Genomic DNA, 14,008 nt, shown 5'->3' with positions numbered 1-14,008 from the left:
AAACGACGGGCCGCACAATGGCGGCCCGTTAATAGAAATGTAAATTTCAATTAGTTTGCTGGCTTGTCCAACATTGGGTAAGTTACTTTCGCTGACTCACGTAATGTCTGAAGCGTTGCTGATAGATCTTGTTGAGCAAACATATTCTCAACTTGAGTTGCAAACTGAGTATCAACATCATCTTTCGATGGCGCAACATTCACAACTTTATCTAATGCAATGATTTCAACATTACCTTTGTTGTCACGTGTCATACCATAAGACACTTTACCGTCTTTTGGTTTAGGTAGTGTAAACGCAACACGTGCTACATTAGCATCAGGACCTGAACGAGTTATGGTTTGATCGCCAGAGAAGCTTAAGCCATCTTTTGCTACAACATCTGACTTACCGTCACGTAGTGCAGCAATGATTGAATCAGCCTTCTCAGTTGCTTGCTTCTCACCTTTTTGTTGAGCGAGTAGTGTTTTCACTTTGGCTTCAACATCGGTAAATGGCAGCACTGATTCAGGGCGCGCATCATCAACACGAACAACAACAACATGCTCTGGTGCAATCTCAATCACATCAGAATTCATACCGTCGTCATGAACCTCAGGGCTTTGTAATGCTTCTTGCACTTTCTTATCACTTAACACACCTTTCTCATCTTGTAATGAAATAAAGCCTGTTTTAATGATCTTCGCTTTTACAGCTTCTGCTGCATCATCTAAAGAGTCTGGTGATTCAAATGCCGTTTCAGCTAACTTGCTTTGTAGCTTATAGAATTGCTCTGCTACTTGCTGCTCTTGAAGTTCAGTGACAATGCTCGCTTTCACATCAGCAAAAGGTTTAACCTTAGACTCTTCGATACCATCCAGTAAAATAATGTGGTAGCCAAAAGATGACTTCACAAGGCCAGACATATCACCTGGTTTTGCTAATGAGAATGCTGCTTTTTCAAACGCAGGATCCATCACACCTTTACCGAACCAATCAAGCTTACCGCCATCTTTTGCACTGAAAGTGTCATCGGATGATTTCTTCGCAACATCAGCAAAGTTAGCACCAGCTTTCAACTCGGCCAGTAATGCTTCCGCTTTTGCTTTAGAAGCATCGCTATCGCCTTTTACTAAGATATGACTAACTTGAATCTTCTCAGCAGTGCTGTATTTAATCTTATGTTCGTTGTAATACGCTTCAGCTTCTTTATCAGTGATCTTAATATTGTTCACTAGATTTTTATCTGACAGTTCAATGTAAGACACTTTTACTTGAGCTGGACGCGTAAACTGCGTTTTATTCTTTTCATAATAAGCTTTAGCTTCTTCATCCGTTACCGTTACTTTATCGGTAAAGTCTGCAAGATTCAGCTTCAAAGTACGAACAACACGCTCTTGTGATTCAAGCTTACGAAGTTCATTCAATTCATTATTAAGTGCGAAGTCACTGCCTTCTAATGCGCTTAAAAATTGTTGACGTAGCATGTCTTTGCGAATTGACTCTGCAAATTGCTCAGGAGAAATTCCAGCACGACGTAATGTTAAATTATATTGTTCATTATTGAACACACCATCAACTTGGAAAGCAGGCATTGCTACAATCGCTTGCTTTACTTGAGCATCGCTCACGCCAAGGCCTAGTTCTGTTGCACGTTGCTCAATCAACTCATCATTAACCATACGCTCAAGCACGCTATTACGGAATTGCTGTACGTAAGCAGGATCACCCATTAGTGTTGAGAAGTAATCACCTAAACGTTGCTGCATTTGGTTACGTTGATTTTGATAAGCCTGCTCGAATGCACGCTGACTAATTTCTTTATCATTAACTTTTGCTGCAACTTGCTCATTACCGCCCGCCAGATAACTGCCGACACCAGCAAATACAAAAGAAAAAATAATTAAGCTAAGAATGATCTTAACCCAGATGCTGTTAGCGCCTTCGCGCAATCGCTCCATCATAATTTGCCGTCTCTCCTACTTGTTCGATCTGGCACGGTTTCGAACTACAAATGTGTGCACAAAATATCGGTATCAACGCGATAGCCGAACCATCAATATTATTAAGCTGTTACTGACTAAAACGTAAATAACCTGTTGTATTAGCTTTTAAACTAAAGATAGCACTAACACAATAAGCCACAAAGCGCATAGTATGATAACTTGATACCGATTTGACTAATGAAATGTTCTTTACATTGATTAAAAAGAAAAAGAATAAATCCCTAGTCAAATAGGCATCATTATGAAGTAAAAAAGCGCATCAACCGATGCGCCTTTGTTGTACTGGATCAGTATACCCTTTCCAGTAGCAATATTTAAGCCATGATAACATGACAAAACAGTCAGAAAAAACTAACTATTTCTTAGTTAACAGAGTCTTTTAGCGCTTTACCCGGTTTAAAACCAGGTACTTTTGCAGCTGCAATTTGAATTTCTGCACCTGTCTGTGGGTTACGGCCAGTACGAGCTGCACGTTCACGTACAGAGAAAGTACCAAAACCAACCAATGCAACTTGCTCACCGTCTTTCAATGTATCTGACACCGCTTCGATAAATGCGTCTAAAGCACGACCCGCTGATGCTTTTGAAATATCTGCGCTTTCTGCGATTTTATCTACTAGTTGAGTTTTGTTCACGATTAAATCCCCTTAATGAACTTGCCTACCCGTAACTCGTCACTGAGACGCTGTGAATAGTAGACAATAAATAGTTTCTAGACCTGATTGTATTAATAGAAACTTAACAGGCCTTAATAATACATCGCTTAGCGCGGATTAGAGTTAACTTATAGCCAGACAAAAAAACGCTGACAAGGACTTTTGTCTTTGAAAGCGTTTTTTATTTAGTTAATTTTGCTACAGGTCACTATTTTGAGCATTTACCAGCTCAATACCTGTTGGATTATTCTGAAGTGCAACAGTTAACACTTCATCAATCCAACGTACTGGACGTACTTCCAAATCGGCGATTACGTTCTCTGGGATCTCTTCCAGGTCACGCTCGTTCTCTTTGGGAATAAGCACTGTTTTAATGCCACCGCGGTGTGCTGCTAATAGTTTTTCTTTCAAACCACCGATAGGTAAAACTTCACCACGAAGTGTAATTTCACCCGTCATAGCCACATCAGCACGAACAGGATTACCCGTTAGGCTAGATACAAGTGCTGTACACATTGCAATACCCGCACTTGGGCCATCTTTCGGTGTTGCACCTTCAGGTACGTGAACGTGAATATCACGTTTTTCGTAGAAATCAGGTGCAATACCTAGACGTTCAGCACGAGAACGTACCACTGTCATTGCCGCTTGAATCGACTCTTGCATCACATCGCCCAGTGAACCGGTGTAAGTTAACTTACCTTTACCTGGCATAGACTCTGTTTCAATGGTTAATAAATCACCACCCACTTCCGTCCACGCAAGTCCTGTCACTTGACCAATGCGATTACTTTCGTCAGCTTTACCGTAGTCGCAACGCTGAACACCTAAGTAATCTTTTAAGTTATCTTGGCTGATTTCAACGTGTTTAATGTCTTTATTAAGTAAAATTTCTTTCACTGCTTTACGGCAAAGTTTAGATATTTCACGTTCAAGGCTACGCACACCCGCTTCACGTGTGTAGTAACGAATAATGCCAATAATCGCAGAATCATCAACAGTCAACTCACCTACTTTTAAACCATTACGTTTAATTTGTTTCTCAAGTAAGTGATTCTTAGCAATATTTAACTTTTCATCTTCGGTATAGCCCGATAGACGAATAACTTCCATACGGTCAAGCAAAGGACCAGGAATATTCATCGAGTTAGATGTAGCAACAAACATTACGTCAGATAAATCGTAATCAACCTCGAGGTAGTGATCATTAAATGCGCTATTTTGCTCAGGATCTAACACTTCTAGCAATGCTGATGCAGGATCGCCACGCATATCAGATGACATCTTATCAATTTCATCTAATAGGAAAAGTGGGTTTTTCACTTCAACTTTAGCCATTTTCTGGATCAATTTACCCGGCATAGAACCGATGTAAGTACGACGGTGACCACGAATTTCCGCTTCATCACGTACCCCACCTAATGCCATACGAACGTACTTACGGCCCGTTGCCGCAGCGATCGATTGACCTAGAGAAGTTTTACCAACACCAGGAGGACCAACTAAACATAGGATTGGACCTTTTAACTTGTTTACACGGCTTTGTACTGCGAGATACTCAAGAATGCGTTCTTTTACACGCTCAAGACCATAGTGATCGGCGTTAAGCACTTCTTCGGCTTTTGCAAGGCTCTTCTTCACTTTAGAGCGCTTATACCAAGGCACGCTTAGCATCCAATCAATGTAACCACGAACAACGGTTGCTTCCGCTGACATTGGTGACATCATTTTTAACTTTTGCAACTCTTGCTCGGTTTTTTCGCGAGCTTCGGCTGGCATTTTAGATTCTTCAATCTTTTTCTTTAGCGCTTCAAACTCATCTGGCGCATCATCAAGCTCACCCAATTCTTTTTGGATAGCTTTCATTTGCTCATTTAGGTAATACTCACGCTGAGATTTTTCCATTTGCTTCTTAACACGTCCGCGGATACGTTTTTCAACTTGAAGCAAATCAATCTCTGATTCCATCATTGCCATTAAGAACTCTAAACGTTCTGTAATATCAACGATTTCTAATACTTTTTGCTTATCAGCCAGTTTCAGCGGCATGTGCGCAGCAATGGTATCTGCTAGGCGTGCTGCTTCATCGATACCGTTAAGTGAAGTTAATACTTCTGGCGGGATCTTTTTATTTAGCTTAATAAAACCTTCAAACTGGCTGATAGCGGTTCGAACAAGTACTTCTTGTTCACGCTCATCCATTTCAGGCGTAACTAAATATTCAGCATGAGCAGTAAAGAACTCATCGTCAGCTAAATCTTCAACTTTGGCACGTTGTTGGCCTTCAACCAATACTTTTACTGTACCGTCAGGTAACTTCAATAGCTGTAAAATAGTTGCAACAGTACCGACATCATAAAGATCAGTGATTGACGGTTCATCTGTCGCTGCTTCTTTTTGGGCAACCAACAGAATCTGTTTATTGTTCTCCATTGCCGATTCTAGGCAACGAATAGATTTTTCCCGTCCCACAAACAATGGAATAACCATATGAGGGTACACCACCACGTCACGTAGTGGCAGAACCGGGATCTCAAGGCGCTCAGAACGCTCCAGGTTCATATTCATCTCTCTTCCTGTCAATACTAATCGTATTAAGTAACTGATTGAGTCACTTACTTAATACGACTAGAAAGTTAGCTTATATTGAGTATATGGGGGTAAAACATGATTATTCAACGAAAGAAGTAACAGAAAATAAAAAAGGAGGCTTATGCCTCCTTTTTTTAGCCTTTATGTGCACTTATTAGACACTTACTCAGCTGCAGCTGCTGGTGCTTCCGTGTTTTCGTAAATCAGTAGAGGTTCAGATTCACCTTTAATTACTGACTCATCAATAACGACTTTACTTACGCCTTGTTGAGACGGTAGCTCATACATAGTATCAAGCAGTACCGCTTCCACAATAGAACGTAGGCCACGAGCACCTGTTTTACGCTCCATTGCTTTACGTGCAATAGCAACCAGTGCATCATCACGAAACTCAAGTTCAACATTCTCTAGCTCTAATAACGCAGCATACTGTTTAGTTAGTGCGTTCTTAGGCTCACGAAGGATCTGAACTAGTGCTTCTTCGTCAAGCTCACCTAATGTTGCGGTTACAGGTAGACGACCGATAAATTCCGGAATTAAGCCGTATTTAACAAGATCTTCAGGCTCAACTTTTTCAAACAGATCACTTAATGTATCTGTTTGGTCTTTTGAACGCACTTCTGCGCCAAAGCCAATACCAGTACCTGTTGCGACACGCTGCTCAACAACTTTATCTAGGCCAGCAAATGCACCACCACAGATAAATAGGATCTTAGAAGTATCAACTTGTAAGAATTCTTGTTGAGGATGCTTACGACCACCTTGTGGTGGCACAGATGCAACAGTACCTTCAATCAACTTCAGTAATGCTTGCTGTACACCTTCACCAGAAACATCACGAGTAATCGATGGGTTATCTGATTTGCGAGAAATCTTGTCGATTTCATCAATGTAAACAATACCACGCTCAGCTTTCGCCACGTCGTAATCACATTTCTGTAGCAATTTCTGGATAATATTTTCTACGTCTTCACCCACATAACCCGCTTCAGTCAGCGTGGTTGCGTCAGCCATCGTAAATGGAACATCTAACATTCGTGCTAGTGTTTCAGCTAATAGCGTTTTACCACTACCAGTAGGGCCGATAAGTAAGATGTTACTCTTACCTAGTTCAACACCTTCACTTGTTGTATCGCCATTACGTAGACGTTTGTAGTGATTATATACCGCAACAGCTAGCACTTTTTTCGCATGTGCTTGCCCAATTACGTAATCATCTAGGTTGTTACGAATTTCTTGCGGAGTCGGCAGTTCATCGCCATCGCGTTTAGGCATCACTTCTTTAATTTCTTCGCGAATAATATCGTTGCATAAATCAACGCATTCATCACAAATATAAACAGAAGGGCCTGCAATCAGCTTGCGAACTTCATGCTGACTTTTACCGCAGAAAGAGCAATACAATAGCTTACTGCTACCACTCTCTTTTCGCTTATCTGTCATTCGCTAACCTCTTATTGGGGTATTCCCATCATTGCCTTGTCTTGAGTGTATAACAAGTCGGCTTATTTTGCTGCGTTAACAATCTAGAGCTAATCAGCTAAATAAGTACTTAGTCACGTTGACTCAACACGGCATCCACTAAACCATATTCTACAGCTTGTTCTGCAGACATAAAGTTATCACGGTCAGTATCACGCTCAACAACCTCTAGTGGTTGGCCAGTATGTTCAGCCAATAAACCATTTAGACGTTGTTTGATTGTTAGAATTTCTTGTGCATGGATTTGAATATCCGATGCCTGTCCTTGGAAACCACCTAATGGCTGGTGAATCATTACACGTGAGTTCGGCAGACAGTAACGCTTACCTTTCGCACCACCAGCAAGTAAGAATGCTCCCATAGAACATGCTTGCCCCATACATACAGTACTCACATTTGGCTTGATGAACTGCATAGTGTCATAAATTGACATACCCGCAGTAACAGAACCACCTGGAGAGTTGATGTATAGGAAGATGTCTTTATCTGGGTTTTCTGACTCTAAAAATAGTAGCTGTGCTACTACTAAGTTAGCCATGTGATCTTCAACCTGACCAGTTAAGAAAATCACACGCTCTTTTAAGAGACGAGAATAGATATCATAAGAACGCTCACCACGAGAAGTCTGCTCGACCACCATAGGTACCAGCGCATCCAAAATTGGTGACATGGCGTTTTTTTCTTGGTAGCTCATAACGTTATTTCCCTAAAATAAATGGCCCGAATGAAATGACTCACACGGACCATTGTTAGCAGAAGACTTGAGATAATGTCAAATCTCTACATCAATTTCAGCAAATTAAGCAGCAGGGTTCATTAGCTCGTTGAAGCTAACGTCTTTATCAGAAACCTGTGCTTTAGCTAGAAGTGCGTCAATCGCTTGCTCTTCTAGCGCAACATTACGCATGTTGTTCATTAGCTGTTCGTTAGTTTCGTAGTATTTAACTACTTCTGATGGATCTTCGTATGCAGAAGCCATTTCAGCGATGATTGCTTTAACGCGCTCTTCGTCTGCTTTTAGCTCTTCTGACTTGATCACTTCACCAACTAGAAGACCTACAACTACACGACGCTTAGCTTGCTCTTCGAACAATTCACGTGGTAGTTCAGGCATGTTCTTAGCATCACCGCCAAAACGTTGTGCAGCTTGCTGACGTAATGCTTCGATTTCTTGATCGATAAGCGCTGCAGGAACTGTGATGTCGTTTTGCTCAACAAGACCGTTAAGAACTTGATCTTTGATGCGACCTTTAACAGCTTGCTTAAGTTCACGCTCCATGTTCTTACGAACTTCAGCTTTAAGACCGTCAACAGAACCGTCTTCAACACCGAACTTAGCAACGAATTCTTCAGTTAGTTCAGGAAGCTCTTGTGCTTCAACTTTGTGAAGTTTGATAGCGAATACTGCAGCTTTACCTTTTAGGTTTTCAGCGTGGTATTCTTCAGGGAAAGTTACTTCTACAGTAAACTCTTCACCCGCTTTTTTACCAACAACACCTTCTTCGAAACCAGGGATCATACGACCTTGGCCCATAGCAAGTGCGAAACCTTCAGCTTTACCGCCTTCAAACTCTTCACCGTCGATAGTACCAACGAAGTCGATAGTTACACGGCTGTTTGCATCAGCAGCTGCGTCTACTTCAGTCCACGTAGCTTGTTGCTTACGTAGAGTATCAAGCATTGTATCAACGTCAGATTCAGTTACTTCAACAACTGGCTTCTCAACAACAACTTTATCTAGGCCTTGAAGTGCGATTTCAGGGAATACTTCGAAAGTCGCTTTGAATACTAGGTCTTTACCTTCAGCAATTTCTACTGGAGTAAATGTTGGCGCGCCTGCTGGATTGATTTTCTCTTTAACGATAGCTTCGATAAAGTGACGGTGCATTACTTCACCAAGGATGTCTTGACGTACTGATGCGCCAAACATTTTAGCAACCATCTTAATTGGTGCTTTACCAGGGCGGAAACCGTCGAAACGACGAGTTTTAGCAATTTTCTTTAGTTCAGCTGTTACTGCATCTTCGATGTTTGCAGCAGGAACAGTGATTGTTAGTTGGCGTTCTAGGCCTTCAGTGGTTTCAACGGTAACTTGCATTATATTTAACCTCAAAACTTACTCAGCTTTCTGAGTGATGTTGCCGAACAGCCATTTACTGACGGTGGCATCCTTTTCGTGTTACGGCTCGAAAACCATAACGCCTCAATTCTTTTACTTTATTTCTAAACTGTCAGATCTGCTCATCCAACTTAGAAATTAAAGCGCGTTATTATAACGGCACACTTAGGTGACGTCGAGATGAGATAGACTAAACTGCTATCTAGCTCTACAACTGAAACACAAGATAGGGTCTATAACGAGCATTTCAAGGGGTAAGGAGAAAATAATCATAGATCTCTGCGTTTTTTAGGTTCAAATGTTGGAAAAACAGTCGAATTAACGCAAATAGGAAGTAAGAGAAATCATTTTTTAGACATTCAAGACTAATAAATAGAGTGATTTTTTGTATTTGAGCAAGTTAGAAATGTATTAAATTTTGGATATTATAAATAGAGAAGAGAATGGCACGCCCTGCAGGATTCGAACCTGCGACCACATCCTTAGAAGGGACGTGCTCTATCCAGCTGAGCTAAGGGCGCATCATTGTGTAACATGAGGTTACGAGGCAGGATTATACGTTGCTAATCATTTAGGTCAATACGTTTACTTTAAATTTCATGATTTAAACAGCCAACCGATTAAAGTTAAAGCAATCTGTTTTAATTTCAGTTTTCCCATCGCAATTGCTTACACGTATTTCCTTTAGCGATAAACACTTAGATTGTCATTCCCACTTTCACTATATTGAACAAACAAAAAAGCAAACGTTTGCGTTATAGCTAAAGTTCTAATTTTCTGACACAATAATAGCGTCCACATGCTTAGCCTATATAAAAAGGATTACCATGACCGCCCAAATTATTGATGGGAAATTAATATCCCAAACAGTTCGACAGGAAGTTGCCGCTAGAGTGAAAGCTCGTAAAGATGCAGGTCTTCGTGCACCCGGCTTAGCTGTTGTGCTCGTAGGTCAAGATCCTGCATCTCAAATTTATGTCGGTAGTAAGCGAAAAGCTTGTGAAGAAGTCGGCTTTGTCTCTAAATCATTTGATCTGCCACCAACAGCCTCAGAAGAAGAATTATTACTTCTGATTGATGAATTAAATCTCGATCCGACGATTGATGGTATTTTAGTCCAACTTCCATTACCTGCAGGTATGGACAGCACGCGAATTTTAGAGCGTATTGATCCTGAAAAGGATGTTGATGGTTTCCATCCATATAATGTTGGACGCTTAAGTCAACGTATACCCAAGCTACGCTCTTGTACCCCTAAAGGTATAATAACCCTCTTAGATCGTTACAATATTCCAGTACGAGGGAAAGAAGCGATTATTGTTGGTGCTTCTAATATTGTAGGTCGTCCAATGACACTCGAATTATTATTAGCTGGTGCAACAACAACAACTTGTCACCGTTTTACTCAAGATCTTGAGAGCCATGTTCGTCGTGCTGATATCCTTGTTGTTGCAGTGGGTAAACCTAACTTTATTCCCGGCGCTTGGATTAAAGAAGGCGCTACTGTCATTGATGTAGGTATTAACCGCTTAGATAACGGTAAATTATGTGGTGATGTTGAGTTTGATATTGCTAGCCAAAAAGCAAAACACATCACTCCAGTCCCAGGTGGTGTCGGCCCAATGACTGTCGCGACATTGATAGAAAATACACTGTTAGCTTGCGAGCAGTACCACGAAGAATAATTAGTAATAAAAGAGCGATACCTATTGCTCTTTTATTATTCAAGACAATGCTATTTTTTAATTAGCATTCTTCTTATCATTCAATAGAAAAAATATTAAAAAGCGATGGTTTCCCATCGCTTTTTCTTTTGATAACACAATTTATAACGTCGGCTATAAGCTTTTATTAAGTTGCTTTAAATACGCTGTAAATTCTTCACCAAATTGATTATGCCGCATTCCGTATTCAACAAACGCTTTCATATAACCAATTTTACTACCACAATCATGGCTTATGCCTGACATATGAAATGCATTCACTTGTTGAGACAGCATTAGCATATCGATAGCATCAGTTAATTGAATTTCATCACCCGCGCCAACAGGAGTACGAGCTAATAATGCCCAAATTTCCGCAGGAAGAATGTAACGACCTACAATAGCTAAATTAGAAGGCGCGTCTTCAACTGAAGGCTTTTCCACAACTTTCGTCATCGGTGCAGATTCGCCAGCATGTAATTCCACACCATTAATATCCGCAACACCATAGTTTGACACTTCAGACATAGGAACAGGTTCAACCATCACCTGACTAACTTTAGTCTCGTTGAACATTTTCACCATGACTGCCATATTATCGCAACGTAAATCGCTCGCAACATCATCCAAAATCACGTCAGGTAAAACAACAGCAAAAGGCGCATCACCTACAAGAGGATGCGCACATAGTACTGCATGACCCAAACCTTTAGCTTGCCCTTGACGTACATGCATAATGGTCACATCAGGAGGACAAATAGCTTGTACTTCTTCAAGTAGCTGACGTTTCACTCGCGCCTCTAATGTCGCTTCTAATTCAAACGAGGTATCAAAGTGGTTCTCAATCGAATTTTTTGAAGAATGCGTCACTAAAATAATTTCTTTAATTCCTGCTGCAACACACTCATTCACTACATGTTGAATAAGTGGTTTATCGACAATAGGAAGCATTTCTTTTGGAATCGCTTTTGTCGCAGGCAACATCCGAGTCCCCAAACCAGCAACAGGAATAACAGCTTTACGCACTAATGAAGTATTCAATTTTTTTTCCAGTATATTATGTTTGCAAACATCGTATTAGATGGCTTCCGAATATGCAAAAGAGAGTTCTAATTTATAGAGAATAATGGTTATTTTTTAAGTAAATCAGTATTATCAACACTTACTTTCACAGGCTTACCTAACAAGTTAATCAGCATAAATGAGCGTTTCTCACCATCAGGCTCTTGGTAAATTGCCTCAAGACCTTGAAATTTACCTTGCTCTAATTTTAATTTTTCACCAGGCTGAGGCAACATTGACAACAAACGTTGATGCTCTTCACTATCTTCATTCATCATTAAGTTATAGATAAGTTCTTCACGTACCTTTTGTGGCATTGCGCCGCAGCGAATAAAGTCAGCCACACCACGCGTTGATCGCACCGACGTATAGCTTACCGTTTCAGGGTCAAATTGAACAAAAACATAACTTGGAAATAATGGTTCGATTGACTCTATTCGTTTACCTCGGCTCACTTTTTTTACTGTTACCTGAGGGTAGTAGCAATCCACACCTTGACGATCCAGATTGATCACTGCACGCTCTTGTTCACTGCGCTTACAATAAAGCAAATACCAATCTTTCATCATCAATCCTAAACATTAAAATTCATCGCTATTATATACATAAATAACTACTTTTTATATTGCGGCTAATAAGGGATAAAGTATTTATTTAGCCCTTATTACTCAACTCGTTTATAGAGGCTAAGACAGTAACTACTTTTTACAGCAATTTCTCAGCCAAATTTTGTAACATTCATGAACAACCAAATATGACAATAAAAAAAACCAAATAAAAACGTAAAAACAATATAAAAAACCAAAAAAGTAGAATAAATCAAAACAACCTCATCACATTCATTCTGAAAATTAACTTTTCAATTTTGAATAAAAAAAGCTCAAATACTTTAATTTCAATGACTTGAAATGTTCTCCATTTGTTCTTTAAATGTAAAAACTTGCAGTCGTATATATTGTGCTTTATAAAACTACTGGTATTAGCAAACACACCATCACAATAATATAGAGAATCCTATGAGTCATAATAGTAGTGGTACCTTATTGGGCCACCCAAAAGGCTTGTTCCTGTTATTTGGAACTGAGCTATGGGAGCGTTTTTCCTACTACGCCATGCGCGCTATTTTAGTTTTGTACTTAACAGATAAAACGATCGATGGCGGCTTAGGCTGGAGTACTCAAGAAGCATTAAGCCTATATGGTATTTACACAGGCCTTGTCTACTTTACTCCCTTAATTGGTGGATGGATTGCAGATAACTTTTTAGGCCAACGTCGATCAATTATTATTGGTGGCGTACTAATGGCTATTGGTCAATTTACTCTAGCGCTCCCGCACAGTGTCGTTGATCCTCATGCTGTAAAAGCTTTCTATTTAGGACTTACTTTCCTGATCATTGGTAATGGTTTATTTAAACCAAACATCTCAACCATGGTGGGTGATCTCTACCAAGAAGGCGATAACCGTCGTGATGGTGCGTTTACTATTTTCTATATGGGCATCAATATAGGTTCGTTACTTGCGGGTGTTATTGCGGGTACAGCTTCTGCCGTTTATGGCTGGAAAGCAGGTTTCTTGTGTGCCGGTATCGGTATGCTATTTAGCTTATTGATCCAATTATTCTTTGCACAACGCTACCTTGGTGACATTGGTACCGTTCCTGCTGCTGTTCGTGATGCAGCAAAAAATGTAAGTGGTAAGAAAGAGCCACTAACCAAAATTGAACGTGATCGCCTGAAAGTAATTATGGTGATGTGTACTTTTGTTATCGTATTCTGGGCGGGCTTCGAACAAGCTGGCGGCTTAATGAATATCTATTCTCAAGAATACACAAACCGTATGATTGGTAGTTTCGAAGTGCCTGCAGCTTGGTTTCAGTCACTTAATCCATTTTTCATTATTATTTGTGCCCCTATTCTTGCAGCTCTTTGGGTAAAAATGGGTAAAAGTGAACCTAATTCACCAGTAAAATTTGCGCTAGCTATGTTCTCACTTGCAATTGGCTTTGCCTGTATGATTGGTGCAGCGCTTGAGCAAGGCGGTGATATGACAGTTAAAACATCAATGCTATGGCTGATTGGCGCATACTTCTTCCATACTATTGGTGAGTTATGTCTATCACCGATTGGTTTATCAATGGTGACAAAACTTGCACCTCTTCGCTTGGCGTCATTAATGATGGGTGCATGGTTTGGTGCTAACGCCATTGCTAACTATATTGCAGGTGAGATTGGTTCACGTATTGGTGAGGCCGGTCCTCTAGCAATCTTCTCAGGCATTGCAATTACTGCAGTTATCGCTGGTGTATTACTGCTGTTATTATCCAATACATTAATTAATTGGATGCATGGTGCAGAATCTTCATCTAATGATGAAACTGCAGAGGTTAAAACAGCAGAAGCTTAATACC

Annotated in this window: 10 protein-coding genes and 1 tRNA gene; 2 read left to right on the top strand and 9 right to left on the bottom strand. The window is 40.3% G+C overall.

The genetic code is table 11. The features are described from left to right. Positions 1-50 precede the first annotated feature (50 nt). The 7 genes from ppiD to CTN01_RS15710 form a co-directional block, all read right to left on the bottom strand. Positions 51-1,943: a peptidylprolyl isomerase gene (gene ppiD / locus CTN01_RS15740; RefSeq protein WP_045148293.1), complete on the bottom strand. Its 1,893-nt coding sequence runs from the start codon at positions 1,941-1,943 to the stop codon at positions 51-53. 404 nt (positions 1,944-2,347) lie between these two features. Then, complete coding sequence (locus CTN01_RS15735; RefSeq protein WP_005369098.1) at positions 2,348-2,620, bottom strand: HU family DNA-binding protein; 273 nt, start codon at positions 2,618-2,620, stop codon at positions 2,348-2,350. Positions 2,621-2,839: 219 nt separating this feature from the next. Continuing rightward, complete coding sequence (lon, locus tag CTN01_RS15730) at positions 2,840-5,203, bottom strand: endopeptidase La (protein WP_005369099.1); 2,364 nt, start codon at positions 5,201-5,203, stop codon at positions 2,840-2,842. A gap of 192 nt (positions 5,204-5,395) precedes the next feature. Beyond that, positions 5,396-6,676, bottom strand: coding sequence for an ATP-dependent protease ATP-binding subunit ClpX (clpX, locus tag CTN01_RS15725; protein WP_045127750.1), 1,281 nt, complete (start codon positions 6,674-6,676; stop codon positions 5,396-5,398). 109 nt (positions 6,677-6,785) lie between these two features. Next, the gene (gene clpP / locus CTN01_RS15720; RefSeq protein ID WP_005369103.1) at positions 6,786-7,409 is read right to left on the bottom strand and encodes an ATP-dependent Clp endopeptidase proteolytic subunit ClpP; all 624 of its coding nucleotides are present in this window, start codon (positions 7,407-7,409) and stop codon (positions 6,786-6,788) included. Between the two features lie 105 nt (positions 7,410-7,514). After that, positions 7,515-8,813, bottom strand: a complete 1,299-nt coding sequence (gene tig, locus CTN01_RS15715) for a trigger factor (protein ID WP_045148292.1) — start codon at positions 8,811-8,813, stop codon at positions 7,515-7,517. A gap of 465 nt (positions 8,814-9,278) precedes the next feature. Beyond that, positions 9,279-9,355: transfer RNA gene (locus CTN01_RS15710), tRNA-Arg, on the bottom strand. A gap of 306 nt (positions 9,356-9,661) precedes the next feature. Here CTN01_RS15710 and folD point away from each other — a divergent pair. Next, positions 9,662-10,519 (top strand): bifunctional methylenetetrahydrofolate dehydrogenase/methenyltetrahydrofolate cyclohydrolase FolD, encoded by an 858-nt coding sequence (folD, locus tag CTN01_RS15705; RefSeq protein WP_045148290.1) that lies wholly within the window; start codon positions 9,662-9,664, stop codon positions 10,517-10,519. Between the two features lie 153 nt (positions 10,520-10,672). Here folD and galU read toward each other — a convergent pair whose 3' ends face one another. Next, a complete protein-coding gene (gene galU, locus CTN01_RS15700; RefSeq protein ID WP_045148289.1) occupies positions 10,673-11,578 on the bottom strand; it encodes a UTP--glucose-1-phosphate uridylyltransferase GalU in 906 nt (301 codons plus the stop codon). Between the two features lie 89 nt (positions 11,579-11,667). Next, positions 11,668-12,165, bottom strand: coding sequence for a transcription/translation regulatory transformer protein RfaH (gene rfaH / locus CTN01_RS15695; RefSeq protein WP_045148288.1), 498 nt, complete (start codon positions 12,163-12,165; stop codon positions 11,668-11,670). 450 nt (positions 12,166-12,615) lie between these two features. Here rfaH and CTN01_RS15690 point away from each other — a divergent pair, with 450 nt between their 5' ends. Continuing rightward, on the top strand, positions 12,616-14,004 hold the full coding sequence (locus CTN01_RS15690; RefSeq protein WP_045148286.1) for a peptide MFS transporter: 1,389 nt from the start codon (positions 12,616-12,618) through the stop codon (positions 14,002-14,004). The last annotated feature ends 4 nt before the right edge of the window (positions 14,005-14,008 follow it).

It is taken from the genome of Photobacterium angustum, assembly GCF_003026365.1.
In the GTDB taxonomy this organism is placed as follows: Bacteria; Pseudomonadota; Gammaproteobacteria; order Enterobacterales; family Vibrionaceae; genus Photobacterium; species Photobacterium angustum.
The sequence above is the reverse complement of the archived record's forward strand: the minus strand, read 5'-3'. Positions and strand labels throughout refer to the sequence as shown.

Excerpts from the sequence above, each read along its gene's own strand:
- ppiD (WP_045148293.1), bottom strand. The coding sequence starts at position 1,943 with ATGATGGAGCGATTGCGCGAAGGCGCTAACAGCATCTGGGTTAAGATC.
- lon (WP_005369099.1), bottom strand. The coding sequence starts at position 5,203 with ATGAACCTGGAGCGTTCTGAGCGCCTTGAGATCCCGGTTCTGCCACTA.
- clpX (WP_045127750.1), bottom strand. The coding sequence starts at position 6,676 with ATGACAGATAAGCGAAAAGAGAGTGGTAGCAGTAAGCTATTGTATTGC.
- clpP (WP_005369103.1), bottom strand. The coding sequence starts at position 7,409 with ATGAGCTACCAAGAAAAAAACGCCATGTCACCAATTTTGGATGCGCTG.
- tig (WP_045148292.1), bottom strand. The coding sequence starts at position 8,813 with ATGCAAGTTACCGTTGAAACCACTGAAGGCCTAGAACGCCAACTAACA.
- folD (WP_045148290.1), top strand. The coding sequence starts at position 9,662 with ATGACCGCCCAAATTATTGATGGGAAATTAATATCCCAAACAGTTCGA.
- rfaH (WP_045148288.1), bottom strand. The coding sequence starts at position 12,165 with ATGAAAGATTGGTATTTGCTTTATTGTAAGCGCAGTGAACAAGAGCGT.
- CTN01_RS15690 (WP_045148286.1), top strand. The coding sequence starts at position 12,616 with ATGAGTCATAATAGTAGTGGTACCTTATTGGGCCACCCAAAAGGCTTG.